The organism is Cloacibacterium caeni (genome assembly GCF_907163125.1).
In the GTDB taxonomy this organism is placed as follows: Bacteria; Bacteroidota; Bacteroidia; order Flavobacteriales; family Weeksellaceae; genus Cloacibacterium; species Cloacibacterium caeni_B.
In genome coordinates, this window is record NZ_OU015319.1 from 2,595,990 (window position 1) to 2,622,548 (window position 26,559).

Annotated in this window: 25 protein-coding genes; 19 read left to right on the top strand and 6 right to left on the bottom strand. The window is 32.9% G+C overall.

Going from position 1 to position 26,559, the window contains the following annotated elements; translation table 11 throughout:
• Positions 1 to 76 precede the first annotated feature (76 nt).
• From miaB to KKQ79_RS12120, 8 genes are all read left to right on the top strand, one after another.
• Complete coding sequence (miaB, locus tag KKQ79_RS12085) at positions 77 to 1,510, top strand: tRNA (N6-isopentenyl adenosine(37)-C2)-methylthiotransferase MiaB (RefSeq protein ID WP_213190348.1); 1,434 nt, start codon at positions 77 to 79, stop codon at positions 1,508 to 1,510.
• 72 nt (positions 1,511 to 1,582) lie between these two features.
• Entirely contained in the window at positions 1,583 to 2,839 is a 1,257-nt protein-coding gene (locus KKQ79_RS12090) for a S41 family peptidase (protein ID WP_213190349.1), read from the top strand.
• Positions 2,840 to 3,247 (top strand): hypothetical protein, encoded by a 408-nt coding sequence (locus KKQ79_RS12095; protein ID WP_213190350.1) that lies wholly within the window; start codon positions 2,840 to 2,842, stop codon positions 3,245 to 3,247. It abuts the gene before it with no gap.
• Positions 3,244 to 3,741 (top strand): hypothetical protein, encoded by a 498-nt coding sequence (locus KKQ79_RS12100; RefSeq protein WP_213190351.1) that lies wholly within the window; start codon positions 3,244 to 3,246, stop codon positions 3,739 to 3,741. Before KKQ79_RS12095 ends, KKQ79_RS12100 begins: the two co-directional genes overlap by 4 nt.
• Positions 3,713 to 4,510 carry a tetratricopeptide repeat protein gene (locus KKQ79_RS12105; protein ID WP_213190352.1) on the top strand — a complete coding sequence of 266 codons (798 nt, stop codon included), beginning with the start codon at positions 3,713 to 3,715 and terminating at the stop codon, positions 4,508 to 4,510. The genes KKQ79_RS12100 and KKQ79_RS12105 overlap by 29 nt, the downstream gene beginning before the upstream one ends.
• 43 nt (positions 4,511 to 4,553) lie before the next feature.
• A complete protein-coding gene (locus KKQ79_RS12110; RefSeq protein ID WP_213190353.1) occupies positions 4,554 to 5,837 on the top strand; it encodes a sigma-54 interaction domain-containing protein in 1,284 nt (427 codons plus the stop codon).
• Entirely contained in the window at positions 5,837 to 6,403 is a 567-nt protein-coding gene (locus KKQ79_RS12115) for an LptE family protein (RefSeq protein WP_213190354.1), read from the top strand. The genes KKQ79_RS12110 and KKQ79_RS12115 overlap by 1 nt, the downstream gene beginning before the upstream one ends.
• A gap of 3 nt (positions 6,404 to 6,406) precedes the next feature.
• The gene (locus KKQ79_RS12120; RefSeq protein WP_213190355.1) at positions 6,407 to 8,074 is read left to right on the top strand and encodes a hypothetical protein; all 1,668 of its coding nucleotides are present in this window, start codon (positions 6,407 to 6,409) and stop codon (positions 8,072 to 8,074) included.
• A 58-nt stretch (positions 8,075 to 8,132) separates the two neighbouring features.
• Here KKQ79_RS12120 and KKQ79_RS12125 read toward each other — a convergent pair whose 3' ends face one another.
• The 4 genes from KKQ79_RS12125 to KKQ79_RS12140 are packed head-to-tail and all read right to left on the bottom strand — an operon-like array spanning position 8,133 to position 10,615.
• Positions 8,133 to 8,741, bottom strand: a complete 609-nt coding sequence (locus tag KKQ79_RS12125) for a DUF4126 domain-containing protein (protein WP_213190356.1) — start codon at positions 8,739 to 8,741, stop codon at positions 8,133 to 8,135.
• A gap of 58 nt (positions 8,742 to 8,799) precedes the next feature.
• Positions 8,800 to 9,168 (bottom strand): ribonuclease P protein component, encoded by a 369-nt coding sequence (gene rnpA, locus KKQ79_RS12130; RefSeq protein WP_213190357.1) that lies wholly within the window; start codon positions 9,166 to 9,168, stop codon positions 8,800 to 8,802.
• Positions 9,169 to 9,184: 16 nt separating this feature from the next.
• Entirely contained in the window at positions 9,185 to 9,931 is a 747-nt protein-coding gene (locus KKQ79_RS12135) for a tRNA threonylcarbamoyladenosine dehydratase (protein ID WP_213190358.1), read from the bottom strand.
• Between the two features lie 54 nt (positions 9,932 to 9,985).
• A complete protein-coding gene (locus KKQ79_RS12140) occupies positions 9,986 to 10,615 on the bottom strand; it encodes a TatD family hydrolase (RefSeq protein WP_213190359.1) in 630 nt (209 codons plus the stop codon).
• A gap of 101 nt (positions 10,616 to 10,716) precedes the next feature.
• Between KKQ79_RS12140 and KKQ79_RS12145 the strand changes: the two genes are divergently transcribed.
• The 9 genes from KKQ79_RS12145 to KKQ79_RS12185 all read left to right on the top strand — a co-directional run bounded on the left by KKQ79_RS12145 (position 10,717) and on the right by KKQ79_RS12185 (position 21,100).
• Positions 10,717 to 11,340, top strand: coding sequence for a TetR/AcrR family transcriptional regulator (locus tag KKQ79_RS12145; RefSeq protein ID WP_213190360.1), 624 nt, complete (start codon positions 10,717 to 10,719; stop codon positions 11,338 to 11,340).
• 106 nt (positions 11,341 to 11,446) lie between these two features.
• Complete coding sequence (locus KKQ79_RS12150; protein ID WP_069800392.1) at positions 11,447 to 12,421, top strand: outer membrane protein assembly factor BamD; 975 nt, start codon at positions 11,447 to 11,449, stop codon at positions 12,419 to 12,421.
• A 38-nt stretch (positions 12,422 to 12,459) separates the two neighbouring features.
• Complete coding sequence (locus tag KKQ79_RS12155) at positions 12,460 to 12,780, top strand: DNA-directed RNA polymerase subunit omega (RefSeq protein ID WP_213190361.1); 321 nt, start codon at positions 12,460 to 12,462, stop codon at positions 12,778 to 12,780.
• A 214-nt stretch (positions 12,781 to 12,994) separates the two neighbouring features.
• A complete protein-coding gene (gene coaBC, locus KKQ79_RS12160) occupies positions 12,995 to 14,197 on the top strand; it encodes a bifunctional phosphopantothenoylcysteine decarboxylase/phosphopantothenate--cysteine ligase CoaBC (RefSeq protein ID WP_213190362.1) in 1,203 nt (400 codons plus the stop codon).
• Between the two features lie 27 nt (positions 14,198 to 14,224).
• A complete protein-coding gene (porD, locus tag KKQ79_RS12165; RefSeq protein WP_213190363.1) occupies positions 14,225 to 15,127 on the top strand; it encodes a type IX secretion system protein PorD in 903 nt (300 codons plus the stop codon).
• A 100-nt stretch (positions 15,128 to 15,227) separates the two neighbouring features.
• Positions 15,228 to 16,877, top strand: a complete 1,650-nt coding sequence (recN, locus tag KKQ79_RS12170; protein ID WP_213190364.1) for a DNA repair protein RecN — start codon at positions 15,228 to 15,230, stop codon at positions 16,875 to 16,877.
• Between the two features lie 49 nt (positions 16,878 to 16,926).
• On the top strand, positions 16,927 to 18,387 hold the full coding sequence (locus KKQ79_RS12175) for a DUF5687 family protein (protein ID WP_213190365.1): 1,461 nt from the start codon (positions 16,927 to 16,929) through the stop codon (positions 18,385 to 18,387).
• 195 nt (positions 18,388 to 18,582) lie between these two features.
• Complete coding sequence (locus KKQ79_RS12180; RefSeq protein WP_069800381.1) at positions 18,583 to 19,290, top strand: ABC transporter ATP-binding protein; 708 nt, start codon at positions 18,583 to 18,585, stop codon at positions 19,288 to 19,290.
• 202 nt (positions 19,291 to 19,492) lie between these two features.
• The gene (locus KKQ79_RS12185; RefSeq protein WP_213190366.1) at positions 19,493 to 21,100 is read left to right on the top strand and encodes a fumarate hydratase; all 1,608 of its coding nucleotides are present in this window, start codon (positions 19,493 to 19,495) and stop codon (positions 21,098 to 21,100) included.
• 68 nt (positions 21,101 to 21,168) lie between these two features.
• Here the strand turns inward: KKQ79_RS12185 and KKQ79_RS12190 are convergent, their stop codons facing one another.
• Complete coding sequence (locus tag KKQ79_RS12190; RefSeq protein ID WP_213190367.1) at positions 21,169 to 23,640, bottom strand: FAD-dependent oxidoreductase; 2,472 nt, start codon at positions 23,638 to 23,640, stop codon at positions 21,169 to 21,171.
• A gap of 285 nt (positions 23,641 to 23,925) precedes the next feature.
• Between KKQ79_RS12190 and KKQ79_RS12195 the strand changes: the two genes are divergently transcribed.
• Positions 23,926 to 24,198 (top strand): hypothetical protein, encoded by a 273-nt coding sequence (locus tag KKQ79_RS12195; protein ID WP_213190741.1) that lies wholly within the window; start codon positions 23,926 to 23,928, stop codon positions 24,196 to 24,198.
• Between the two features lie 373 nt (positions 24,199 to 24,571).
• Entirely contained in the window at positions 24,572 to 25,654 is a 1,083-nt protein-coding gene (prfA, locus tag KKQ79_RS12200; protein WP_213190368.1) for a peptide chain release factor 1, read from the top strand.
• A 59-nt stretch (positions 25,655 to 25,713) separates the two neighbouring features.
• Here prfA and pflA read toward each other — a convergent pair whose 3' ends face one another.
• Entirely contained in the window at positions 25,714 to 26,451 is a 738-nt protein-coding gene (gene pflA, locus KKQ79_RS12205; RefSeq protein ID WP_213190369.1) for a pyruvate formate-lyase-activating protein, read from the bottom strand.
• Positions 26,452 to 26,559: the final 108 nt, after the last annotated feature.

A 26,559-nucleotide genomic window follows, 5' to 3' on the forward strand; every position in this document is an offset into this window, starting at 1 on the left:
TTTATTTTCTTAATAGGTGTTTCTCCTGCCATTTTGTCAGAAAATTCCTTATCTTTGCACTCAAAATATTTGAAAAGTGCAAGAAAAATATATAGACGAAACTAAACAAGGCGAAGCTTTTGCTATTGCAGAAAAACCAGAAAATTCTAAAAAATTGTTTTTAGAAAGTTACGGTTGTCAAATGAACTTCTCAGACTCCGAAATCGTAGCCTCTATTCTTAACGAACAAGGTTATAATACCACCATGAAAGTAGAAGAAGCAGATTTAATTTTGCTGAATACTTGCTCTATCAGAGAAAGAGCAGAACAAACGGTGAGAATGCGACTTTCACAATTCAAAAATTTGAAAAAAGAAAGGCCTAACCTTACTGTTGGTGTTCTTGGTTGTATGGCTGAACGTCTTAAAACTAAATTTTTAGAAGAAGAACAATTGGTAGACTTAGTAGTTGGTCCAGATGCGTATAGAGATTTGCCAAATCTTTTGAAGGAAACAGAAGACGGAAGAGACGCCATCAATGTTATTTTGTCTAAAGAAGAAACGTACGCAGATATTAATCCTGTTCGTTTAGGTGGAAACGGTGTTACAGCATTCGTAACCATTACCAGAGGTTGTGATAATATGTGTACTTTTTGCGTAGTTCCTTTTACCAGAGGTAGAGAAAGAAGCCGTGATCCGCATTCTATCATTAAAGAATGCAAGGCATTAGCGGAAAATGGCTACAAAGAAATTACGCTTCTTGGGCAAAACGTAGATTCATATCTTTGGTATGGAGGTGGTCCTAAAAAAGATTTTGATAAAGCTTCGGAAATGCAAAAAGCTACGGCTGTAAATTTTGCTCAATTGTTAGAAATGGTAGCAAAAGCAGTTCCTGCGATGAGAATCAGATTTTCTACTTCTAATCCGCACGAAATGACAGAAGAAGTTTTCCGAGTGATTGCTAAATACGATAACGTTTGTAAATATATTCACCTTCCTGTACAAAGTGGAAGTGATAGAATTTTGCAGAAAATGAATCGTCAACATACACGTCAGGAATATTTAGATTTGATTAAAAAAGCAAAGGAAATAGTTCCAGACATTGCTTTTTCTCAAGATATGATTGCTGGTTTCTGTGGCGAAACCGAAGAAGATCACCAATTAACTCTTGATTTAATGAGACAAGTAGAATACGATTACGGTTATATGTTTGCGTATTCTGAAAGACCAGGAACTCCAGCTCACAAAAAAATGGAAGATGATGTTCCTGCTGATGTTAAACAAAGAAGATTAGCAGAAATCATTGCATTACAAGGAGAATTATCCAGAAAAAGAATGAAATCTTACGTTGGCAAAACCTACGAAGTTCTAATAGAAGGAGAGTCTAAAAAAGATAAAAATCAATGGAAAGGAAGAACTTCTCAGAATGCAGTAGTGGTTTTTGACAAAGTAGAAGGACAGAATATTGGTGACTTTGTGACTGTTTTTGTTCATGACAGCACTCAAGGCACACTTTTGGGGAAAACTGTTTAACATTACTTTGTCAAAGTTTTTGCGAAGCAAAAGAATCTTTGACAAAGTTTTAAATTTTTTAAATCAAATTTTATGAAACGAATAACCATTTTCATCTTTTTATTTTTTTCAATTTCATTTGTTTTTGGGCAAATGAATCCTGAAAAATGGAAAGAAGATATCAATTTTTTGAGAGAAAATTTGTCAAAAAAACATTGCAACTTATTTTTTAAAAGAGATAAAGTGTTGTTTGACAGAGATTTAGACAACCTTGTTTCACAGACAAGTAATCTTTCTGATTTAGAAATTGCATTAAAATTACAACAAATCATTGCAAAACAAGGAGATACTCATACAAACATTTCTTGGGGTAAATATTTAAATAATGATAAAACATTACCATTAAGATATTTTTATTTTGAAGATGGAATCCATGTTACCTTAACAAACCAAGAAAATAAAGAATTACTTGGGAAAAAGATTTTAAAAATTAATGGATTTGATGTGAAGCAAGTTACAGACAGTATTTCCAGTCTCTTTGTCAATGAAAACAAGGCTATATATAAATCAAAGTCTTTAACGGGATTGCACTCTACACAATTGTTAAGGTTTTTCGGCTTTGCAAAAAATGATTCTATTAAAATTACTTTTCAAAATAGTAATTTGTTAACAGAAAAGACTTTACTTCCAGAAGAGATTAAAGATGATGATAAGATTAAAATAAACCCTCAAAATATTACTTTTATACGTGAAAATAAAAAGAAAATTTTTGAAAAAAAATATTTTGAAAAAGAAAAAATCCTTTATGTTCTTTATAATTCTTGTGTAAGCAAAGAGGAACCTAGTATTTATAAAGGAAAGCCTGAAGAAACAACACTTCCTTCTTTTCTAGAATTTCAAAATGAGGTAAAAAAAATGCTTAATGATAATCCTGTTGAAAAACTAATATTTGATATGCGTTTAAATTCAGGAGGAAGCTATAAGCAGGGAGATAATTTCATTAGAGAAGTTGTTATAAATTCTAAAATCGATAAAAAAGGAAAACTTTTTGTCTTAATTGGTAGAGATACATTTTCTGCTGCGATACTAAATTCAAGGTTTTTTCAAGAAAACACAAAAGCAATTTTTGTTGGCGAGGAAACTATGGGCAAACCTAATCATTACGGATTTTTAAACTATTTTAGCTTGAATAATTCTAAAATTGAAGTTTCGTATTCTACAGAAATTGTTTTAACTACTAAAAAAAAGAATCAAGAAACAATGAAACCGGATTATAACGTTGAAGAAACTTTTGAAGATTATAAGAATGGTATTGATCCTGTTTTTGAGTTTGTGAAAAACTACAAATAAATGCAAGCCTACATTTCCATTAGTTTTTCTAAAAAAAATGAACTTGAAAAAGAAGTTCAGGCGATAAAAAATGCTTTGGGAAAATTTGGAATTTCTGGATTTGTTTTTGTAGATGAATATCAATTTTCTGCAAAGGAAGAAAAGGAAATGATGCAAAAAGCAATGGAAGATGTAGAAAAGTCAGCCATTTTAATTGCTGAAGTTTCAGAAAAAGGAATCGGTATAGGAATTGAAGTTCGTTATGCAAAAGCTAAAAACATACCTGTAATATATGTAAGGAATTCAAGTTCAGAACATTCTACCACGGTTTCAGGAATTGCAGATTTTAAAATAATTTATGAAAATGAAATTGATTTAGAAGAGAAATTGGAGAAAATTATAAGTAAAAACATCACTCAAAACAAATGAAAAACAAAATTCTAATGAAATTTTTACTTCTAATGTTTTTCCCTATTCTATTCAGTTGTCAAACTGAGAAAGTATCAAAACTAACTTCTAATGTTGGCGATATTGAATTTGATGAAAAATTAGATGATAAAAATTTTAAATTGTGCAATACTAGTCAATTACAATATTTTAATCTAAATAAAGAACTGCAATACGAAGGAGAAAAACTAGCAATTATTGAAAACTTTGAGCAACTAAATTTAGAAACTGATGCAAAAAGTAACGGATATATCACCATACGATTTATTGTAAATTGTGAAGGAAAAACCAATCGCTTTCGAATTCAACAATTCAATGCAGATTATAAAGAATTTAGTTTTGACAAAAGTTTCGTTAATGAGATTTTAGAATTTACTAAAAATTTAAACGGCTGGCAAAACCTAGAAAAGAGAGATTATTATCAATATTTAACCTTTAAAATAGAAAATGGAAAAGTCACTGAAATCTTACCTTAATTTTTTTGGGTTATTTATTTTTGGATTGTCTCTTTCACAAGTAAATTGTGAGGCATTACAAGACGAAAATTGCAAAAAATCCTGTGAAATTTCTAACAAAGCAGAGAAATTTCAATGGAACGAGTATGCACAATCTTTGTTTGATGAAGCCATAAAACTTTGTCCTAATAATGATTATGCTTACAGAGAAAAAGCAGTTCCTTTTTTAAAATCTGGCGATTTCATCACTTGGAAAAAACTGATAGACAAAGCGGTAGAAATTAATCCTAATCAAAATTTGGGTTACAGAGCTTGGTGCAGATTTCAGTTTCTGAGAGATTATCAAGGTGCAATTATTGATTTAGAAAAACTAAAAGAATACCGCCCTACAGATTTAGGCAGCTCTCAAAATGGCGACTATCATTTAGAAATTGTAAAAGCAATTTGCTACAGTGCTATTCATCAAAAAGAAAAAGCCATTGAACTGTTTGAAAATCAATTGTCAAATAAAAATCACAGCACTGGTTTTTATGATTATTACCAATTAGGTGTTGCCTATTTTGAATTAAAAAATTACGATAAAGCTTTAGAAAACTTCGAAAAACAAAGCAAAATTTACGACTTTGCTGAAAATATTTTTTATAAAGCAAAAGTTTCAAAAATTAGGAATAAAGATTATTTAGATTTGAAAAATTTAGCCTTAAAAACGTATGATGAAGGCAAATTGATGAAAGATGTTTACACGCATCACTTTAACAAAGTTTATAAAAAACAAATGCAAGATTTATAGAAAATCTAAAATTTTAAACCTCAAATTTCAAATCAAATTAAAAATGAGCGACTTACAATCCATAAAAAATCGTTTCGGAATTATAGGGAATTTTCCCGCACTTAACCGTGCCATAGAAAAAGCAATTCAGGTGGCGCCTACAGATATTTCCGTTTTGGTTATCGGAGAATCTGGAGTTGGTAAAGAACATATCCCGAAAATTATTCATAGCGAATCTCGCAGAAAACATCAACCATATATTGTGGTAAACTGTGGTGCAATTCCAGAAGGAACGATAGATTCAGAGCTTTTTGGGCACGAAAAAGGAGCTTTTACAGGCGCAACTTCTACCAGAAAAGGTTATTTCGAAGTAGCAGATGGTGGTACTATTTTCTTAGATGAAGTTGGGGAATTGCCTTTGCAAACGCAGGTAAGACTTCTCAGAGTTTTAGAAAGTGGAGAATTTATGAAAGTGGGTTCTTCTCAAGTTCAAAAAACCAATGTGAGAATCGTAGCTGCGACTAATGTGAATATGATGAAAGCGATTGAAGACGGCAGATTTAGAGAAGATTTGTACTATCGTCTCAATACGGTTCAGATTGATATGCCGCCTTTGAGAGAAAGAAAAGGAGATATCCATTTGCTTTTCAGAAAATTCGCCATTGATTTTGCCGAAAAATACAGAATGCCAGAGTTGCAATTGACAGATGACGGCGTTAAATATTTAGAAAATTATACTTTCCCAGGAAATATTCGTCAGTTGAGAAATTTAGTAGAGCAAATGACAGTGGTAGAACAAAACAGAAGTGTGAATTCTACTAAATTATCAGAATATATTCCGATGAATGCTCAGCTTCCTGCTGTGGTTTCCAGAGGTGGGAATTCAGGGAATTCAGGAGCAGATTTCGGTTCAGAAAGAGAAATCATGTACAAAATTCTTTTTGATATGAGGAGCGATATAAATGATTTAAAATCCTTAACTTCGGAACTGATTAAGAATAGAGGAAATCAAAGTTTTTCGCATCATGAACAAGATTTAATTGGTAGAGTTTTTAAAACTGAAACCCAACCGGTTAATACAAGCTCTATTTTGTATTACGAAGATCAACCAGCTGCGCCAACTCCTAATTTCTACAATGATACTGAGGAGTACGAAAATGGAGTAGAAGATATAGATTTAGAAGAAGAACCAAAAGAAGAGTCTCTATCTTTAATCAATAATGAGAGAGATTTAATTGTAAAAGCGCTCGAAAAACACAACGGCAGAAGAAATAAGGCTGCCGATGAATTGGGAATTTCTCAGAGAACGCTTTACAGAAAAATAAAACAATATAATTTAGAAGATTAATGAAAAGATTTCAGATTTTAAATTTCAGATTTCAGACCAAAAATTTTAAAATTTTTGGAGTTTTATTCTTGGGTTTCTTTTCCTTGGCTTTTTTGTCTTCTTGCTATAGTTTTACAGGAAATTCTTTGAATCACGACGAAAAAACGATTCAGATTAAAAATTTTCCTAATAATGCAGCTTTGGTGAATGCTAATTTAAGTCAAGAATTTTCTATTGCTCTTCAAAATAGATTTTTGCAAAGATCTGGTCTAAAGGGAACTACGGAAAATCCTGATGTTCTTATTGAAGGAGAAATTACAGATTACAGCATTTCGCCTACCACTATTTCTACACCAGTTACTACAGACGGTGGAAATATTCAAGCGGCACAGAATAAACTCACCATTACGGTAAAAGTTCATTACGAAAACAGTAAGTTTCCAGAAGCAAGTTTTGATAGAACGTATTCAGATGAAGCGGTTTTTAGTAGTGATTTAGATATTAATGCCATAGAAACTTCTCAAGTGAAATTGGTAAACGAAAGGATTATCAATAAAATTTTTAACGATATTGTAGCCAATTGGTAAAAGATGAATGCACGAGTTTTAGAATTGCTTCAGCGCCCAGAAAATATTTCTAAAGAAGACATTTCACTTCTTCAGAATGAAATTTCTAAATTCCCTTATATGCAGAGTATCAGAACTTTGCATCTTTCGGCGATTTTTAATTTCGATGCTGAAAATTACCAAAAAGAACTAACCAAAACCGCAGCGTATACTACGGATAAAAAAATTCTCTACACTTTCATCAATAAAAAGAAGGAAGAAGAGAAAAAAGAACTGACGAAATTCAAGAAAATTGTACTCGCTAAAACAGAAAATGAAGTTGAAAAAACCATTGAAGAACTTGTAAAAATCGTTGAGGTTCCAGAGCAAAACATCACTGAAAATTCTTTTGAAAATTTAACAGAAACGGTAGAAAAAATAGAGGCAGAAAAACCTGTAGTTACGCATCCGAAAAGTGTAGTAGGAGATACAGAATTAGAAGCACCAATTCTTGATAAAAAAGAAAATGAGTTCGAAGTACTGAAAGAATTGGAGATTTTAGAGATTGAAAATCAATTGCTTGAGCAAGAAAAATCGGAACAAGAACAAGAAAAAATTGCGTTCAAAACTAGAGAAGAAGACCTTAATTTTAGTAAAGAAACCGTTTTAGAGCATATTGATCAATCAGATGACAAGGAAATTACGTCTGTAAAACCTTCGGATATCAGTTTTAATGGTTTCGAAAGTTTCTTGCCAAACGTAAAATTCACCGTTCCTTCTACTCCAAAAGAAGAATCGAAATCTGAACCAAAAGCAGAAATTTCTGCAACAATTATTGAAGAAAAACCAACCGAAGAAGAAACAAAACCTGCAGAAATTCCATCTGAAAAAACTCCAGAATTGAACATTTCAGCACCAGAAAAAACAGAGATTATAGAGGAAAATACAGAAATGACGATTGAAAAAGAAGAGCCTCAAGTAATTAATACTCCTATTTTGACGGAAGAAAAAGAAGAAATTGTAGAAGAAATTCATACCGATTGGAAACCGATGAATTTTGTGATGAATCCACTGGATTCTATGATTAAAAAACCAGCAGTTTCTCAACCGAAAGCTACTGAAAAACCAGTTGAAGTAAAACCAGAAATTGCAATTACAGAAGAGAAGAAAATTGTAGAAGAAGTTGCACCAATCGAATTGAAAAAAGAGGTTTTAGAAGAAGTTAAAATTGAAGAAAAACCTATTGAAAAATCTATTCTAAATACTTCTTTCTTAAAAACTAACGTTCAAGAAAATCCTGTTCAAGCTATTGAAAGTCAAGTAGAAAAATTTTTGGCGGAAGAAAATAATAGCAATGTTCCAGGTTTTGTAAATACTTGGCAAAGTTGGCTTAAAATTGATCGTTCCGGAATTAAAACTCCTGAAAATATCCCAGTAAAAGTCATTGAGAAAAAAGCAGAAATCATCGATAAATTCATTGAAGAAAATCCTAAAATTTCTCAGTTAAAAGAAGAAGTGAATTTTGTGGTGAAAGAAAAAAATGACGACATCTCACACTTGATGACCGAAACTTTGGCAAAACTTTATACCGAACAAAGATTGTACACGAAGGCAATTAAAGCTTACGAAATTCTACAAAATAAACACCCAGAAAAAGCCGAAGATTTCAAGGCTAAAATTCAAGAAATCAAAGATTTAAAACAAGGTAAATAAAACAAAAAACTCCAAGAATTTCTTGGAGTTTTTTTATTGAATTAGACTAATGATTAGATCATAAAGTTTCTTCAGATTTAAGATTTCCTCTTAATTTATTCCAGATTTTTCTTCCAAAAATAAAGACTACAATAACAAGGGCAATCGCTACCAAAAACGCAATTACGGGAGCTGCTAAAGCTAAAAAAGTCATCATTCCTGCTCCTGCTGTTTCGGTGGTGGCAACTACAGAATTTCCGAGTCCGCCAGTTGTCGCAGTAGATGCGGCTCGTGTTCCTGCAAATCCAGAACTAATTGCAGCGGCAGTTCCACCTCCTGCAATTAATGCAAGTGCCCAAGTTGGAAACGTTCCTAAATCTGTAAATTGAGCAGCAAACATGATAGAACCTGCAATTGTAGCCAATGGAACAGAAGCGGTGTCTAATAAATGGTCAACGTACGGAATGTAATACGCTAAAATTTCTACCACAGTGGCAATTCCTGTAGTGATGAGCGTAGGTAAACCAGCCAACCATTGAAAGTTTTCGTTCATGGGAATCCAACCCATGTAAGAAGCGAGACTTACAGCAAACATAGGCAAGAAAACTCTAAAGCCAGAAGCTGCAGCTAAACCAATGCCGATAAATGCACTGATGAAGTAAGGAAGATAAGGAATGTTGTCTAACATTTTGTGTAATAGTTTATTATTTGTGCAAACTAAATTACAAAAAACGTGCTAATGATTTTTATTTTTTGAGAAGTTTTAAAAATTCTTCTTCTATCTCTTGATAATTTTTCGGAAGAGTAGGCGAAACGTAGAACAACATGGTTAAGGAATTTTCGCCAAATTTTTCTAAAAACTGAGCTTTATTAAGTCTGTAAACTTCGCGCAAAAGTCTTTTGATTCTATTTCTGTGAACTGCTTTTTTAAAATATCTCTTAGAAACAGAAACGCCAACTTTATGTTGAGCTGTCATGCTGAGCGAAGTCGAAGCATCTATTTGGTAAGAAATTACTCTCAAATTTCCACAAGTTTTCCATTTTCCTTTCTCAAAAAGTAAGGAAATGTCATTTTTTTGTTTGAGTTTTTCTTCTCTGGGATATTTGTAGTTCAAAATATTGAGTATAAAATTAATTTTGCTCTTGATTCTTTTTACTTGGCTCTTTCAACAAATAATTAATCACTTCTGCAGCAGCATTTAAACCAAAAAGTGCAGGCATGAAACTGATGGTTCCGTAAAAAGATTTTTTAAAATTGCTTCCATCGGTGAGTTTTAGACTTTCTTCTTTTTGAATTTCTGTAGAAAAAACACATCTGAAACCTTTGGTAATTCCCTCTTTTTTCAATCTTTTTCTGATTTGTTTGGCAAGGTAACAATTATTGGTTTTGCTTAAATCTCTTACCAAAACTTTACTTGGGTCGGTTTTTCCACCTGCTCCCATCGATGAAACCAGTTTTATTTTTCTTCTTCTACAAGCTTTAATCAAGGCTAATTTCGGCGAAACACTGTCTATGCAATCTAATACGTAATCAAATTGATGTTCTTCTAGAATTTCGTCCATTCTTTCTGGTGAAAGAAATTCATTGATTTTAACCAAATTAATTTCAGGATTGATGTCTAAAATTCTCTCGGCAACGATTTCTACTTTATCCTTTCCTACAGTAGAATGTAAAGCGGGTAACTGTCTGTTTATGTTGGTAATATCTACAATGTCTCCATCTACAATCGTCATGTTTCCTACTCCAGCTCTTGCCAAAAATTCTGCTGCAAAAGAACCCACTCCACCTAAACCTACCACTAAAACTTTAGCATTTTTCAAGGTCTCTAAGCCTTCTTTTTTTACGAGCAGTTCCGAACGTTGTAACCAATCTGTCATTTTCTAATTTTATTTTTTCACGCAAAAAGCGCAAAGATTTTCTTAATCACTTAATTAAAACTGAATGTTTAAAATTTCTAAATTTTTAGAAATCTGTTCTTGTAATTTTTCTACAGAAATTTCCTTGATTTCAGCTACTTTTTGATACAATTCTGCAATGTCAAAATCTGCATCATCTGTTTCTAAAAAGATTTTTTCTAAAGGAATTTCTTTCAAAGAAGTTTGCAAAGATAAGTTGTGAAGTACAGATTTTCCAAAACTTAGATAAAAACCATGTTTCAACATTTCATCAGCTATCGCTTTTTTCTTATTAAAACCATGAATAATTAATGGAACTTTTGCAATTTTTTGAAAAGGAATTAATTCTTGAAACCTCTTTACACAATGAATGATAACCGGTTTTTGAATTTCGTTTGCCCAAAGAATTTGTGCTTCGAAAATTTTTTTCTGAAGATTTTCATCAATGTTTACCAAAGCATCCAAACCACATTCGCCAATAGCTAAACATTTTGGATTTTGAGAAATGATTTTTAGGTTTTCTAAGTCATTTTCCCAGTGTTCATCAATGCTTTGCGGATGGATTCCCACCGAAAAATAATGCTCTGGAATCCTTTCTTCTGGCGTAGAATTATAAATTCCGTAAGAGATTTGTGGGTTATGATGATGGAAGTTGAAAAAATTCATATTCAAAGATATGAAATCGGTTAAAAAATTAAACAAAGTATTAAACATTTGTTTGTTTGAGAAAAAGTTTTTTATATCTTTACTTTTCAACAAATTAGAGAATGAAGAAAAAATTTACCGAAAAGCAAATTCATATTCTAGACATCGCGGAAGAGCTTATTGCGCAGAATGGTTTTGAAGGGACTTCCGTTCGTGATATCTCTGCTAAAGCGAATATCAACGTGGCGATGATTTCTTATTACTTCGGCTCTAAAGAGAAAATGATGGTAAATCTTTACCAATATAGAGTACAGAAAACCAGAGAAACATTTGCTGAATTTACCCAAACCATAAAAGACGGAAAACCAGAGATGCAACTCAAAGAAATTATTAATTTCGTAACTAAACAGTTATTTAAATTCAATTATTTTCATGGTTTTGTGACTCAAGAACTCAGACATCAAGATAGAGTGAAGGATACGTTGCTAGAATTCTACCAAACGTTTACCAAAGTTCTGGAAGATGTAGTGCAAAAAGGTATTGTAAGCGGCGTTTTTAAAAGAGCTGCAAAATCAGAAGATATAGTTTCTACCATCATTGGAACCATCGTATTTACCATTAGAAATAAAAATTATTACGAAATTTATTTAAAAGGTAACGACGAAGATTACCTAGCTAATGCCGAAAAAAAACTGAAAAACCATCTCAATCTTTGTGTTTTCTCGCTTTTAGGATATCAAATTTAACCTTATTTGCGTTAAAGTATCTTAAAATAAATCTTTTGACAAAAAAAGTTTTATTTTTGCAAACTGATAAAGGGAACATTATAGAAAGATTTCCTTACTTTTATTTATGAAAAAAATATTCTCATTATTCGCAATCGCTTTTTTGCTTTTGTCTTGTAACAAACAATATGATTTGGCAATGAAATCTGCTGATAAAGATTTTATCATGAAAGTTGCCAATGAAAAATACGAAAAAAAGAAATGGACAGACGCTCTTGCGCTTTACGAAAGATTAACCAATCTCGTTGCAGGAACAGATGACGCTCCAGAAGTAGTTTATAAATCTGCGTATGCTAATTACTACGACAAAAACTATAAACTTGCGGCGCATCAATTCAAGAATTTCTCCGTTACATTTACCAATGATCCTAGAAAAGAAGAAGCAGCTTATATGTCTGCATTGTGTTACTACGAAGGTTCTATGGATTATAACTTAGACCAGAGCAATACAACTTCGGCGATTAATGAATTACAAGAATTTTTAAATAATTATCCAAATTCAGAAAAAGCAAAAAACATCAATGATTTAATTGATGAACTGAACTATAAATTAGAGTTCAAAGCTTATGAAAATGCAAGACAATATTTTAAAATGGCAGATTACAAAGCAGCTACCATTGCTTTTGAAAACGTTTTAAATGATTTTCCTGCAACTAAACTTAAATCTAAAATCTACGCTTATATTTTAAAATCTAAATCAGAATTGGGTATCAACTCTATTTATGACCTTAAAAAAGAAAGATTAGAAAGTGCAATTGCATTTACCAGACAGGTAGAAAGAGAATATCCAAACTCAGATTTAAGCAAAGAAGCCCTAGATATTAGAGCAAAACTAGAAAAAGAAGTTGTAGAATTTGCGAAACTTCAAAAAGAAGTAGAAGCTAGAAAAGCTGAATTTACAGAAAAACAAAAAGCAGCTGAAGCCAAGGAAGACGCTAAAAAACAAGTTAAAGATCAGCAAGAAGCGAATAAAATTAAAATCGATAGTGCAAAAATTAGCACTCCAGAACCAGGTGCTACTTTCAAGATTAGAAGAAATTAATTATCTTTGCAAACTAAAATAAAAATAAATCACTCAAAATGAGCGTAAAATATACAAAAGCAGAAGTAAACACCATTACTTACGATAGAGATAAAATCGAAGAAAAAGTAGGTTCTATCTACGAAGCTATCGTAATTATGGGAAAAAGAGCAGAACAAATTAATGCTGAAATTAGAACTGAACTTCACCAAAAATTAGATGAATTTGCGGTGCACAATTCTACTCTGGAAGAAGTTTTCGAAAACAGAGAGCAAATTGAGATTTCTAAAAACTACGAAAGATTACCAAAGCCTACATCTATTGCCATTAGAGAATGGTTAGATGACGAAATTTACTTCCGTAGAACCGAAGAAAAATAAACGATATTCGTTAGGATAAAAAAAACAAAGTCACAGAATTTCTGTGGCTTTTTTGTTGAGTTTATGTTAGAAAATCTTTAGATTTTCAACTTTGCAAGCTTTGTTAAATGAAATGCCTTTAATAACGGTAAATGATGCAGATTCTTTGCGTTTAAAATAACCAATAAAAATTCAAAAAAAAACCATAAATTCGTTCAGTTAAAATTCTAATCATATGGCTCTAAAAGGTAAAAAAATTCTATTGGCAATTTCTAGCGGAATTGCAGCCTACAAAATGAATTACCTTGTAAGAGATTTTGTAAAAAAAGGTGCAGAAGTAAAGGTTATTTTAACACCTTCTGCTGAAAATTTTGTTACAAAAGTCACACTTTCTACACTTTCTAAAAATGCAGTTTATTCTGATTTTTATGACCAAAACGGAACATGGAATTCTCATGTAGAACTTGCACTTTGGGCCGATGTATTATTGGTAGCACCTTGTACTGCGAATACTTTGGCTAAAATGGTTCATGGGATTTGTGATAATTTGGTCATTGCTACTTATATGTCAGCTAAATGTCCCGTTTTCATAGCTCCAGCAATGGATTTGGATATGTATGCACATCCTTCCACCAAAGAAAATTTAGAAAAAGCAGAAAGATTTGGTCATCACATTATTCCCGCAGAATTTGGGGAATTGGCTTCTGGATTAGAAGGTCAAGGAAGATTAGCAGAGCCAGAAACTATTTTACAAAAAATAGAAGATTTTTTTACTCAAAATCAATCTAAAAACTTAGAAGGAAAAACGGTTCTCATCACAGCAGGACCTACCTATGAAGCAATAGACCCAGTTCGTTTTATTGGCAATCATTCTTCGGGAAAAATGGGGTTTTCGCTTGCTGAAGAAGCGGTAAAACGTGGCGCAAAAGTGATTTTAATTTCTGGACCTACTTCACAAAAAACAAGCAATAAAAATATAGAAATTCATAGAATAACCTCGGCGAAAGAAATGTACGATGAAGTTTTTAAATACTATGAAAAGGTAGATATTGCTATTGCAAGTGCTGCTGTTGCAGATTATGCCCCAAAAATCGTTGCCAAAGAAAAAATTAAAAAATCTGAAGAAGAATTTACCATAGAATTGGTTAAAAATCCAGATATTTTGAAAACGATGGGCGAGAAAAAAACGCATCAGTTTTTGGTTGGTTTTGCCCTTGAAACTCAAAATGAAGAAGAAAATGCCAAAAGCAAATTGCAGAAAAAAAATCTGGATATGATTGTGCTTAATTCACTTCGTGATGAAGGTGCTGGTTTCCAAAAAGACACCAATAAGGTTAAAATTTTAACGCATTCAGAACAAAAAGAATTTTCTCTAAAATCTAAAGACGAAGTGGCAAAAGACATTTTAGATTTTGTAGAAACTCAACTTAAGAAATAAATTTTTTAAAAATTCGTTTAGAATTCAATGAAAAAACTACTTTACATATTTGCACTTTTACTGCTTTCTCAATTTAGTTTTGCGCAAGAGCTGAATGCTCAAGTTCAGATTAATTACCAACAAATTGGCGGAAGTAACGTGCAATTATTCAGAACAATGGAGAAAAGTCTGAAAGACTTCATCAATAAAACCAGTTGGACTGGCAAAAAATTTCAGAACTACGAAAAAATAAAATGTAATTTTTCAATCATTCTTGCCGAAAAAAGCGGGAATAATTATAAAGGAACTTTGGTGGTTCAGTCGGTGCGTCCTGTTTATGGAACGCAATATGAAACGCCGATTCTTAATGTTAATGACACCAATTTTTCTTTTGAATATCTAGAAAATCAGAATATGGTTTTTAACGAAAGACAATTTTCGGGGAAAAATTTGATTGATGTGATGAGTTTTTATGTCTACCTTATTTTAGGTTACGATGCAGATACGTATCAAATGAAAGGCGGAACGCCATGGTTTGATAAAGCGATGCAGATTACTCAAAATTCTCAAAATCAGAACTATATGGGTTGGTCTCAATTAGAAAGTCCAAGAAATAGAGGAGCGCTCATTGCTACGATTTTGTCTGAACAAAATTCCACGCTTAGAAATTTCTACTATAATTATCACAGAATGGGCTTAGATAATTTAGGAAAACAAGACCAATTTTCTACCAAACAAACCATTGCAAACGAGATTTTGAAACTTAAATTCTACGAAAGCAATTTCCAGATGAATTATCCTTTTAATCTCTTTGTAGAAAGCAAAAAAGACGAAATTTATAACATTTTCGATTCCAATAATAATGGAGGTGTAGACATGAATCAGCTCAAAAATTTGATGAGTTTGTTCTCTCCAAAAGATATGGACACGAAATGGAATAAATGGAAGTAAAATGAATCTTAGAGCTACGCTTTTGTGGTTTGAATTTTCTGAAATTTACACTATTTTTACAGGCTCGAAAACGCAACTCAAAATAAGTATTCTTTAAATAATGTTATCAAGAATTTATATCCAAAATTTTGCATTGATAGACCAACTTGAAATTCATTTCAAGAAAGGTTTACAAGTGATTACTGGCGAAACTGGCGCTGGTAAATCTATTATTTTGGGTGCTTTGAGACTTATTTTAGGAGAAAGAGCAGATTCTAAAAGCATTTCTGACTTCTCAACGAAAAGTGTAGTTGAAGCGGAATTTAAAATTTCTGAATCTTTGAAAATTTTCTTTGAGGAAAATGATTTGGATTTTGAAGCAGATACCATTATTAGAAGAGAAATTTTACCTTCTGGGAAATCTAGAGCTTTTGTAAATGATGTTCCTGTTACTTTAGACGTTTTGAAAGAACTTTCTGAAAGATTGATTGATATTCATTCTCAGTTTGAAACTTCTCAATTGTTCAGCGAAGAATATCAGTTTAAAATCATCGATGGGCTTTCTGAAAACAAAAATTTGATAGAAACCTATCAATGTGATTATTTTGAATTTCAAAGAAAGCAAAGAGAACTAGAAAAACTGAAAAATACACTTTCCGAAGGAAATAAAGAGAGCGATTACAAGTTGTTTTTGTTGGAAGAATTAAAAGCAGCGCAATTAGAATCTGTGAATTATGAATTGCTACAGAGCCAAATTTCTTTAGCTGAAAATAAAGGTGCGATTTCTGAATTGCTCGCGCAGATTTTTGCCAGAACAGACCAAGAAGAAGTTGGTTTGTTCGATGGTTTCTATGATGTTAAAAACAAATTGAGCAGAGTCGCAGACTTGTCTTTGCAGTTTTCTGAGCTCAATGCAAGATTAGAAGAAAATTATGTAGAATTCAAAGATATTCTCTTTCAGTTGCAAAATGAAGCCGAAAAACTAGATGCAAATCCTGAAGATTTATTGGTTTTACAAGAGCAAAATGATAAAATCAACGCACTTTTTCTAAAGCACAAGGTTTCAGATATAGAAGATTTGTTGAAAATCAAAGAAGAACTTTCTTTAGAAAAGAATTCTTTTGAAGACATAGAACATAAAATTGCTCAGTTGGAAAAAGAAATTGCTGAGGCTTCTCAGTCTTTGCTGAAAAAAGCTGAAATTTTATCTAAAAACAGAAAACAAACGGCTCCAGTTTTTGTAGAAAAAGTAGAATCGCTTTTACATCAATTAGGATTAGAAAAAGCAAAAGTAGAAGTGGAACTCTCTTCAACGAAAGAATTCGGTAAATTTGGAACGGAGAAAATCCAATTGCTATTCCAAGCGAATGCTGGATTTGCCTTAAAACCGATTCAAAATGCTATTTCTGGTGGTGAAAGAAGTAGAGTGATGCTTTCGATTAAAAAACTCATGGCAGAAAATGCAGAACTTCCTACGCTTATTTTAGACGAAATAGACACGGGTGTTTCTGGTAGAATTGCCGATGAAATGGGCAATGTAATGCAAGAAATGGCAGAAAATATGCAGTTGATAGTCATTACTCACCTTGCACAAGTTGCAGCAAAAGGAAATGATAATTATAAAGTGCAAAAATCTGATATTGAAGGAAAAACCCAAACCAGAATTTTCCCACTTAATCAAGAAGAAAAACTTACAGAAATTGCGCAATTGCTTTCTGGAAGCAAGATTACAGATGCCGCAATTCTTCAGGCAAAAGAACTCATGCAATAAATTTTGTAACGAAAATATAGTTTTAGAAACTAATGATTGAAAAACGATTATGTTTCTAAAATTTCTACAACTTGAACTCAAAAGTTTTGTGAGAAGTCCGCAATTTGCTGCGGGAATCTTAATGAAAATAGGAATGCTGTTTATGTACGCATATTTGGCGCTTATTTTTGTAGGTGGAGCTATTGGAGTGTATTTCGGAGCGAAAAAAGTAGCTTATGAACCTATTCAACTTTTCAGCCGAATTTTCTTAGTCTACATTGCCATCGATTTGCTGTTGAAATATTTTATGCAGCAACTTCCTGCGGAAAACATCAAGCCATTTCTCACCATGAAAATTTCTAAAAATCAAGTGGCAGGTTACACTTTGGTGAAAATTTTAGTTTCGTTTTTCAGTTGGGCGTTTTTACTTTTTGCGATTCCATTTGCAGCGCTTTTAATTTTTAAAGGAAATCTAAATGCAGTAACCGTTTTGCTTTATTTCGCAGCGTGTATTTCCATGGTTTTTATCAATACGTTTGTCAACACCATTATCAATAAAAGTGATAAATTGATGTATAGTCTTTTTGGATTGATGGCGATTATTGGTGGATTGCATTACTTTGAAATCATAGATGTTTTGGCGATTTCTGAGCGGATTTTCTACGGATTGTATCAAAATATTGGCTTCTTTATTATTCCGATTGTTGTATTGCTGGTTTTGGCGGTTTATACTTTCTCTTTCATCAAAAAGAATTTGTATTTGGACAGAGGTTTAGAAATGAAAAAAGCGGCAGGAAAAACCGAAAACATTGCTTTCCTCAATAAATACGGAACATTAGGAACTTTTATCAACAATGATATTCGATTGATTAAAAGAAGTAAAGCGGCGAGAAGTGCTTTAATTGGTGGCGTTTTATTCCTTTTTTACGGGTTACTTTTCTTTAGCAAAGGTTACAACACCAGTTTCATGCAAGTTTTTCTAGGAATTTTTGTAACAGGCGGTTTTAATTTTATGTTCGGGCAAAGGGTTCCAGCTTGGGACAGTTCTTATTATCCACTGATGATGACGCAAAATGTTCCTTACAAAGATTTTCTCAAAGCAAAATGGGCGCTTTTTGTGATTGCCATTTCGGTTTCTATGATTTTAGCAGTCGGTTATGCATTCATCAGTTGGGAATTTTATTTTACCATTTTTGCGGCAGGTTTATATAATTTGGGAGTAAACTCTTATCTCACTTTATTGGCGGGAGCTTACAATAAAAAACCGATTGATTTGAACTCTGCTTCAAAAGGTTTTACAAGCGGACAAAACAATTTCAATATTAAAATTCCTGTTCTTTTATTGCCACAAATGGTTTTACCAATGGCTGTTTTCGGAGCGATGAAATATTTCTTCGGAATGACTCCGGCTGTAATGAGTTTAGGGATTTTAGGATTGATAGGGTTTCTGCTTCGAGATAAAATTTTCAACCTCATTGTAAAAATCTACAGAACTGAAAAATATTCTACCATTGCTGCTTTTAAAAAATAATGATTAAAATTTGGGCGTGCCTTTTTTCCAAGCTTTCTTACAGAGCCAAAGCAAAAAAGTCGGTCTACACTTCCAATCTTTTTTTGCAAAAAAGGATTTCCAGTTTCGCCCTCACGCAAAATCACAACCAAAATAAATATACCAATTACCAAATACCAATTACCAACTACCAATTACTAAATACCAATTACTATCATGATAAACATTCAAAATATTTCTAAAATTTACGGAACCGCAAAAGTGCTTAACATACAAGAACTTACTATTCCCAAAGGCGAAACTTTCGGTTTGGTAGGAAATAACGGAGCAGGAAAAACCACGCTCTTTAGCTTGCTTTTAGATTTAATTGAACCCAGTTCAGGAAGTATTCAAATTGATGGAATTCAAGTGAATAAGTCAGAAAATTGGAAAAATAAAGTTTCGGCATTTATTGATGACAGTTTCTTGATAGGCTATCTTACTCCAGAAGAATATTTTTACTTTTTAGGCGAGTTGCGCGGACAAAACAAAGCTTCTGTAGACGAATTTCTAAAACAATTCGAAGATTTATTCAATGGCGAAATTCTCAATGCTAGAAAATACATCAGAGATTTATCGAAAGGAAATCAGAAAAAAGTAGGAATTGTAGGCGCTTTAATTGGCAATCCAGAAATTATTGTTTTAGATGAACCTTTCGCGAATTTGGATCCTTCTACACAGATTAAACTAAAGAATCTTATTAAAGTGCTTTCTCAAAATGCAGAAGTCACCTTCTTGATTTCTAGCCATGATTTGGCGCACACTACAGAGGTTTGCAACCGAATTGTAGCCATCAATAAAGGAGTCGTGGTAAAAGATATTTCTACCAATTCTGAGACCTTGAAAGAATTAGAAGAATATTTTGCCAGTCAAGTAAGTTTATAGACTAGCTTTTTTTTAAGAACCAACCCTTTCTGCGTTTTTTGCTTTTGCATAGAACGCAGAAAGGGTTTTTTGTTTTAATACTCGCAATATTATCTTTCCTCTATTTGATTTATTTCGTAAATTTACACTTCAATTTTGAAGATGAAAGAGAAGGTTTTTAGCTTCAAAAATCGTAAATCAAAAATCGTAAATCAAATATAAAATGGACTTTATTTACCAAGATCCGTATCCAATTCTAAAGGATGACACTGTTTATAAAAAACTCACTTCAGATTACGTAAAAGTAGAACAATTAGGTGATAGAGAAATCTTAACCATTGATCCAAAAGGTTTAGAACTTTTGGCGGAAAAAGCAATGGAAGATGTTTCTTTTATGCTTCGTTCTGAGCATTTGGCAAGTTTACGCAGAATTATAGATGATCCAGAAGCTACTGATAATGATAGATTTGTAGCGTATAATTTATTGCAGAATGCTGCAGTTGCGGTAGAAGGTGCATTACCTTCTTGCCAAGACACAGGAACTGCAATTGTGGTAGCAAAAAAAGGAGAAAATGTTTACACAGGTGTAGATGACGGTGAATTTTTAAGTCGAGGAATTTTCAATACCTATAAAAATAGAAACTTAAGATATTCTCAGATTGTTCCTTTGAGCATGTTCGAAGAGAAAAATTCTGGTTCTAACCTTCCTGCACAAATTGATATTTATGCAAAAAAAGGAAATTACTATGAATTTTTATTCTTGACAAAAGGAGGAGGTTCTGCGAATAAAACTTTCTTGTATCAAAAAACAAAATCTCTTTTGAACGATAAATCTTTAGAAGAATTTATCCGCGAAAAAATTATGGATTTAGGAACTGCAGCTTGTCCGCCTTATCATTTAGCATTAGTTATTGGTGGAACTTCTGCTGAAGCCAATTTAGCAGCGGTGAAAAAAGCATCTGCTAAATATTATGACAACCTTCCTACAGAAGGAAATATGGCTGGTCAAGCGTTCAGAGATTTAGAATGGGAGAAAAGAGTGCAAGAAATCTGTCAGGAATCTGCAATCGGAGCGCAATTTGGTGGAAAATACTTAACACACGATGTTAGAGTAATCAGATTACCTAGACACGCTGCTTCTTGTCCTGTTGGAATGGGTGTTTCTTGTTCTGCAGACAGAAATATCAAAGGAAAAATCACCAAAGAAGGAATTTTCTTAGAACAATTAGAAACCAATCCAGCGCAATATTTACCAGAAACAGCTCCTCATTTAGAACCAGCTGTGGAAATAGATTTGAACAAACCAATGCCAGAAATTTTGGCGGAATTGTCTAAATATCCAATCAAAACTCGTTTGAAACTGAACGGAACACTGATTGTTGCAAGAGATATTGCTCATGCAAAAATCAAAGAATTATTAGACGCTGGAAAACCAATGCCAGAATATTTTAAAAATCACCCAATTTATTACGCAGGTCCTGCTAAAACTCCAGAAGGAATGCCAAGTGGAAGTTTCGGGCCTACGACTGCGGGAAGAATGGACGTTTATGTAGACGAATTCCAGAAAAATGGTGGAAGCATGATTATGCTCGCTAAAGGTAACAGAAGCAAAGATGTAACCAATGCTTGTGCTAAATACGGCGGTTTCTATTTAGGTTCTATTGGTGGTCCTGCTGCAATTTTGGCTAAAGAAAATATTCTTTCTGTGGAAGTAGTAGATTTCCCAGAATTAGGAATGGAAGCGGTAAGAAAAATTGAAGTGAAAGATTTCCCTGCGTTTATCATTACAGATGATAAGGGCAATGATTTCTTTGCAGCTTTGGCGCATTAAAATATTACAAATATAAGAAAAGAGAGCGAAATTTTCGCTCTCTTTTTATATTCACAATTTTTTTGAAATTATAAGAATAAATTAAGATTAGATTCGTCTGATTTTTCTAAGAATGTTGCCACACCACCAGTTTGTACTACATCTAACAATTCTTCTTTTTTCACACCCATTACATCCATAGACATTTGACAAGCCACAAATTCTACTCCGTTTTCTTGCGCATCTTTCATCATTTGTTCTAGTGAAGCTACGCCTTTGTTTTTCATTTGATTCCTCATCATTTTAGCGCCAATTCCGAACATATTCATTTTAGAAAGTGCTAAATTTTTAGAATTTGAAGGCATCATCATCTCAAACATTCTACTTACAATATCTTTTTTAACGCTAGGTTTTTCTGCTTTTTTGATGATATTCAATCCCCAAAAAGTAAAGAAAAGGGTCACTTTTTTGCCCGAACTTGCAGCACCATTCGCCAAAACGAACGTAGCCAATGCTTTGTCTAAATCATCACTGAAAACCACAAAAGAAGCTCCGTTTTGAGTATTTCTTTGTACAGAAGTTTTCTTTTGTTCTGCTTTTTCTATAATTGCAGAAATTTTCCCAGCGTTAGAAGCTACGTCTATCAGTTTATTCCCTGTCATATTACACCAAGAAACTACGTCTTTTGCAAAACCTGGGTCTGTTGCCAAAACTTCATACACATTTCCAGAATCTGCAGTATCAAAAACTTTTTTGAGTTTCATAATCGGGCCTGGACATTGCAATCCACAAGCATCAACTTTTATGACGTTTCCACTAGAAACGGTAACAGATTTATTTTGAGCTTGATAAATATGGTCATCTTTTTTAACCACCAAATTTTTATAAATATCTTCGTTGCTCTGTTTTTTTACCGCGTATTCCCAAGTTTTATAACCTCCATTTAGATTAAATACATTTTCGAAACCATTTTGCATTAAAATTCTTGCCGCCAAATAACCTCTTAAGCCAACCGCACAAAATGCCACAATGGTATTTGATTTATTAAGTAAATGAAGATTGTCTCGCAAATCATCAATCGGAATGTTAATAGCTCCAGGAATTGAACCTAATTCAAATTCATCTTTAGTTCTAACATCTAAATAAACTGTTCCGTTTAAAGTTTCTTGAGCATTTACGTGTCTCCAATGTTTAATCTTAACCTTCCCGTTCAGAATATTTTCTGCAACATAACCTGCCATATTTACAGGATCTTTTGCAGAAGAATAAGGTGGAGCATAAGCGTGTTCTATATCTATTAAATCATAAATTGTTCCGCCTTTTTTTACCACGCTTGCAATTAAATCTAATCTCTTATCAACGCTATCATAACCCACAACTTGCGCTCCGAAAAGTTTACCAGTTTCAGGTTGGTAAATAATCTTGATGGTCATAGGAATTGCACCAGGATAATAACCAGCATGAGAGGCAGAATGCGTGATAGAATCTAAATATTTAATTCCAGATTTTTTCAAAATTTTGCTTGCAATACCAGTTGAAGCTACCGTAATATCAAAAACTTTGGCAATTGCCGTGCTTATAGAACCTTTGTATTCAGTTGCATTTCCTAAAATAATATTGTCTGCACAAATTCTACCTTGTCGGTTTGCAGGTCCCGCCAAATAATTCATAAATGGTTTTCCTGTAATTGGACTAGGAAACTCTATTGCGTCACCTACTGCATAAACATCTGGATTTGAAGTTTGTAAATAAGGATTTACTTTAATTCCGCCAGCTTCACCAATTTCTAAACCACTTTGTTTAGCGAGTTTAATGGTAGGTTTTACACCGATGGAAAGAATCACCATATCTACAGTAATTTTTCTTCCCGACATTAATTCAACAATAATACTTCCGTCTTCTAATTTTTCAAAACTTTTTACACCATCAAGAAGATAAAATTCTACATTTTTAGTTTTTAAATGTTGATGCACAATAGAAGCCATAGAATAATCTAAAGGTCCCATTACTTGGTCAGACATTTCCACAATAGAAACCTGAATACCAAGTTCGTGGAGGTTTTCTGCCATTTCCAAACCAATAAAACCAGCACCTACTACTATAGCTTTTTGTACATTTTTGGTAGAAATATATTCTTTGATGTAATCGGTATCTGTAACATTGCGAATGGTAAAAATTCCTTCACTCTTAATTCCTGGAAGTGGCGGAACAATAGGATCAGCACCTGGAGAAAGGATTAATTTATCATATGTTTCTTCGTAAGTTTCGCCAGTAATCAGATTTTTTGCTTTTATTAATTTTTCTTCTGGATGAATGCTTAAAACTTCTGTATTTACTCTTACGTCAATACCATATCTCGTCCCGAATTCTTCGGCAGATTGCACAAAAAGTTTTTCTCTTTCTTCTATCACTCCCCCAATATAATAAGGAAGGCCGCAGTTTGCATAAGAAATGTACGCTCCTTTTTCAAATAAAATTATAGAATTTTTTTCATCTAATCTTCTCAATCTTGCGGCACTAGTGGCTCCACCAGCTACACCGCCTATAATTAATATCTTCATCTTTTGTCATTTAATTTCTCTGCAAAATTACCCCAATAAAATAGGGTGATGCATAATTTCTTAATGAGAAATATCAATAAATGACTTCAAAAAAAAGAAAGTTCTTAACAAAGATATTTTTCTATTAAAAAAGATAATTTTTATCGATTTTGAGAAATTTCTTCTTGTTGATTTTGAGTAAAATAGAGGTTTTGGAATGATGAACATTAATCTTTATAAAAAAAGCTTAATTATTTTTGCATAAATAGAAGTAAAGTTTTATTTTTGCCTAAAATAATAGAAATTATGTTTTTAGCAGGATTTTGGCCAGTTTATCAGTTCCTTTGGACCGTTTATTTTATCGTAATGTTCCTCATAGGATTTTGGTGTATTTTCATGTTCTTTGGAGTAGTGATTCCAATGTGGTTAACTGAAGGTTTAGCTGAATATTTCGGAAAAACTAAGAAATTTAACCCAGAAGATATCAGAAGAAAAACGCTTCTAGAGCAAGAAGGTGTAGAAGTAATCTACAACCAACCAAAAGGAGAAGGGCCTTATTTACACGCTGGTCATCATTAATTGAGGTGACATTGCTTTTCTCCCTGAATTTGAGAAAAGTAATATCAAAGCAAAACAAAATATATTTAAAATCTGTTCAGTTTTCTGAGCAGATTTTTTTTATTCCCCTCTTTTAGAGGGGTGTCAAATCTTTGATTTGACGGGGTGTTTCTTTAAGAAGCAGGAAAATTTGAAATTTTTAGAAAATTCAGTCCCGCTTTTCTTTGCAATCTTTTTTGTTCACATTTCGACTCCGCTCAATGTGACAAAAAAGGATTTCCACTTCAATCGGGGCTATAAAACACTTTCAGTTATTCTTTTGTCTTTCAACTTCCGACTTCCATCTTCCAACTCCCGACTTTTTTGTATCTTTGCACCCAAATAATTTTAGACTATGTCAAAAAGTTTAATCCCAAAACTTCAAGCAATTAAGCAACGTTATAACGAGGTTGCTGATTTAATTATACAACCAGATGTAATTACTGACCAAAAAAGATATGGTCAGCTCAACAAAGAATACAGCGATTTGGGAAAAATCGTGAAAGTTTTTGATGAGTATATGCAAGCATTAAATACGATTGAAGAATCAGACGAAATCATTGCAGATGGTTCTGATAAGGATTTTGTAGAATTAGCAAAAATCGAAAAAAACGAAGCTTTAGAAAAAATTCCAGGTTTGGAAGAAGAATTAAAAGTTCTTTTAATCCCAAAAGATCCTGCAGATGATAAAAACATTATCCTAGAAATGCGCGCCGGAACTGGTGGCGACGAAGCTGCGATTTTCGTGGAAGATATGTACAGAATGTACACCATGTATTTCAAAACCAAAGGTTGGAGACACGAAGTTACCGATTCTTCTGAAGCGTCTAAAGGTTACAAAGAACTGGTGATGAAAGTAGAAGGAGAAGGTGTTTACGGAATTATGAAATTTGAATCTGGAGTTCACCGTGTTCAAAGAGTTCCAGAGACAGAATCTCAAGGTAGAGTGCATACTTCGGCGATTACGATTGCAGTTTTACCAGAAGCGGAAGAAGTAGATGTGGAAATAAATCCTGCAGATATCGAGATGCAAACTTCTCGTTCTGGTGGAGCTGGTGGACAAAACGTAAACAAAGTAGAAACAAAAGTACAGTTAACGCACAAACCTTCAGGAATTGTGGTGGTTTGTCAACAAGCGCGTTCTCAGTTGGCAAACAGAGAGTTAGCGATGGAAATGCTTCGAGCGAAATTGTATGATATTAAATTACAGGAAGTTGTTGGTGACATTGCAGCTCAACGTAAAACAATGGTTTCTACAGGAGATCGTTCTGCAAAAATTAAAACCTACAATTATCCTCAAGGTAGAGTTACCGATCACAGAATTAACAAATCTATCTACAATCTAGATGCTTATATGAATGGCGACATCCAAGAAATGATGGATGCCGTGATTATGGCAGAAAATGCAGAAAAAATGAAAGGACAAGAGGAAATTTAACCTTTATAAACCTAATTTATAGAATAAATAACAAAAAAGTCGAGATCATTTCTCGACTTTTATTTTTGATTATCTGGTAAAGGCAAATTGTATTTCTTAAAAATTTCCACTGCTTTTTTTACATCTTCCATATCGGCTGGTCGGCAATTTTCTAGAGGATAAGCTCTGCCAATTTCTTTCCATTTGTGGGCGCCCATTTGGTGAAATGGTAAAATATCTACGCGTTCTACATTTTTGAACTGAGAAACATATTTCGCCCAATTTTCTAAATCTTCCGCATCATCGGTATAATCAGGAACCAGAACGTATCTGAGCCAAGTTGGTTTGTTGATTTCAGATAAATATTGCATAAACTGAAGCGTAGGTTCTAGCTCTACTTCCGTTAATTTTAGATATTTTTCTGGGTCGATGTGTTTAATGTCTAGAAGCACCAAATCTGTAATTTCTAAAACTTCTTTGATTTCTTCACTGAACAAATAACCATTGGTATCTACACAAGTATGAATTCCGTTTTCTTTACATTTTTTGAATAATTCCAGGACAAAGTTGGCTTGCATCAAAGGTTCGCCACCAGAAACGGTAACGCCCCCAGATTTTATAAAACCTTTTACTTTTTCTATCTCGTGGAAGGCTTCGTCTACAGACATTTTGGTTTTTTCGCCTTTGTTCCAAGTATCAGCGTTATGACAATAGAGGCAACGCAAATGACAACCTTGCAGAAAATAAACAAATCTAATTCCTGGGCCGTCTTTGGTGCCGAAAGTTTCGTATGAATGGATAAATCCGTGATTTGACATGTTCAAAGATAAATATTCTTAAAGGGTGTTTAAAGCTTTTTAATAATAAATTTTTAGAATTTTTCTTTTCCCCAACCCTAAAAGGGAGTTAAAATTCTAAAAATTTTC

What these genes read in the sequence shown, in the direction of transcription:
- recN (WP_213190364.1), top strand. Translation starts at nt 15,228, where the DNA reads ATGTTATCAAGAATTTATATCCAAAATTTTGCATTGATAGACCAACTT.
- porD (WP_213190363.1), top strand. Translation starts at nt 14,225, where the DNA reads ATGAAAAAACTACTTTACATATTTGCACTTTTACTGCTTTCTCAATTT.
- KKQ79_RS12110 (WP_213190353.1), top strand. Translation starts at nt 4,554, where the DNA reads ATGAGCGACTTACAATCCATAAAAAATCGTTTCGGAATTATAGGGAAT.
- KKQ79_RS12175 (WP_213190365.1), top strand. Translation starts at nt 16,927, where the DNA reads ATGTTTCTAAAATTTCTACAACTTGAACTCAAAAGTTTTGTGAGAAGT.
- KKQ79_RS12135 (WP_213190358.1), bottom strand. Translation starts at nt 9,931, where the DNA reads ATGACAGATTGGTTACAACGTTCGGAACTGCTCGTAAAAAAAGAAGGC.
- prfA (WP_213190368.1), top strand. Translation starts at nt 24,572, where the DNA reads ATGTCAAAAAGTTTAATCCCAAAACTTCAAGCAATTAAGCAACGTTAT.
- KKQ79_RS12140 (WP_213190359.1), bottom strand. Translation starts at nt 10,615, where the DNA reads ATGAATTTTTTCAACTTCCATCATCATAACCCACAAATCTCTTACGGA.
- pflA (WP_213190369.1), bottom strand. Translation starts at nt 26,451, where the DNA reads ATGTCAAATCACGGATTTATCCATTCATACGAAACTTTCGGCACCAAA.
- KKQ79_RS12125 (WP_213190356.1), bottom strand. Translation starts at nt 8,741, where the DNA reads ATGTTAGACAACATTCCTTATCTTCCTTACTTCATCAGTGCATTTATC.
- KKQ79_RS12100 (WP_213190351.1), top strand. Translation starts at nt 3,244, where the DNA reads ATGAAAAACAAAATTCTAATGAAATTTTTACTTCTAATGTTTTTCCCT.
- KKQ79_RS12150 (WP_069800392.1), top strand. Translation starts at nt 11,447, where the DNA reads ATGAAAAAAATATTCTCATTATTCGCAATCGCTTTTTTGCTTTTGTCT.
- KKQ79_RS12115 (WP_213190354.1), top strand. Translation starts at nt 5,837, where the DNA reads ATGAAAAGATTTCAGATTTTAAATTTCAGATTTCAGACCAAAAATTTT.
- KKQ79_RS12185 (WP_213190366.1), top strand. Translation starts at nt 19,493, where the DNA reads ATGGACTTTATTTACCAAGATCCGTATCCAATTCTAAAGGATGACACT.
- KKQ79_RS12095 (WP_213190350.1), top strand. Translation starts at nt 2,840, where the DNA reads ATGCAAGCCTACATTTCCATTAGTTTTTCTAAAAAAAATGAACTTGAA.
- KKQ79_RS12190 (WP_213190367.1), bottom strand. Translation starts at nt 23,640, where the DNA reads ATGAAGATATTAATTATAGGCGGTGTAGCTGGTGGAGCCACTAGTGCC.
- KKQ79_RS12145 (WP_213190360.1), top strand. Translation starts at nt 10,717, where the DNA reads ATGAAGAAAAAATTTACCGAAAAGCAAATTCATATTCTAGACATCGCG.
- KKQ79_RS12180 (WP_069800381.1), top strand. Translation starts at nt 18,583, where the DNA reads ATGATAAACATTCAAAATATTTCTAAAATTTACGGAACCGCAAAAGTG.
- KKQ79_RS12155 (WP_213190361.1), top strand. Translation starts at nt 12,460, where the DNA reads ATGAGCGTAAAATATACAAAAGCAGAAGTAAACACCATTACTTACGAT.
- KKQ79_RS12195 (WP_213190741.1), top strand. Translation starts at nt 23,926, where the DNA reads ATGTTTTTAGCAGGATTTTGGCCAGTTTATCAGTTCCTTTGGACCGTT.
- KKQ79_RS12090 (WP_213190349.1), top strand. Translation starts at nt 1,583, where the DNA reads ATGAAACGAATAACCATTTTCATCTTTTTATTTTTTTCAATTTCATTT.
- KKQ79_RS12120 (WP_213190355.1), top strand. Translation starts at nt 6,407, where the DNA reads ATGAATGCACGAGTTTTAGAATTGCTTCAGCGCCCAGAAAATATTTCT.
- coaBC (WP_213190362.1), top strand. Translation starts at nt 12,995, where the DNA reads ATGGCTCTAAAAGGTAAAAAAATTCTATTGGCAATTTCTAGCGGAATT.
- KKQ79_RS12105 (WP_213190352.1), top strand. Translation starts at nt 3,713, where the DNA reads ATGGAAAAGTCACTGAAATCTTACCTTAATTTTTTTGGGTTATTTATT.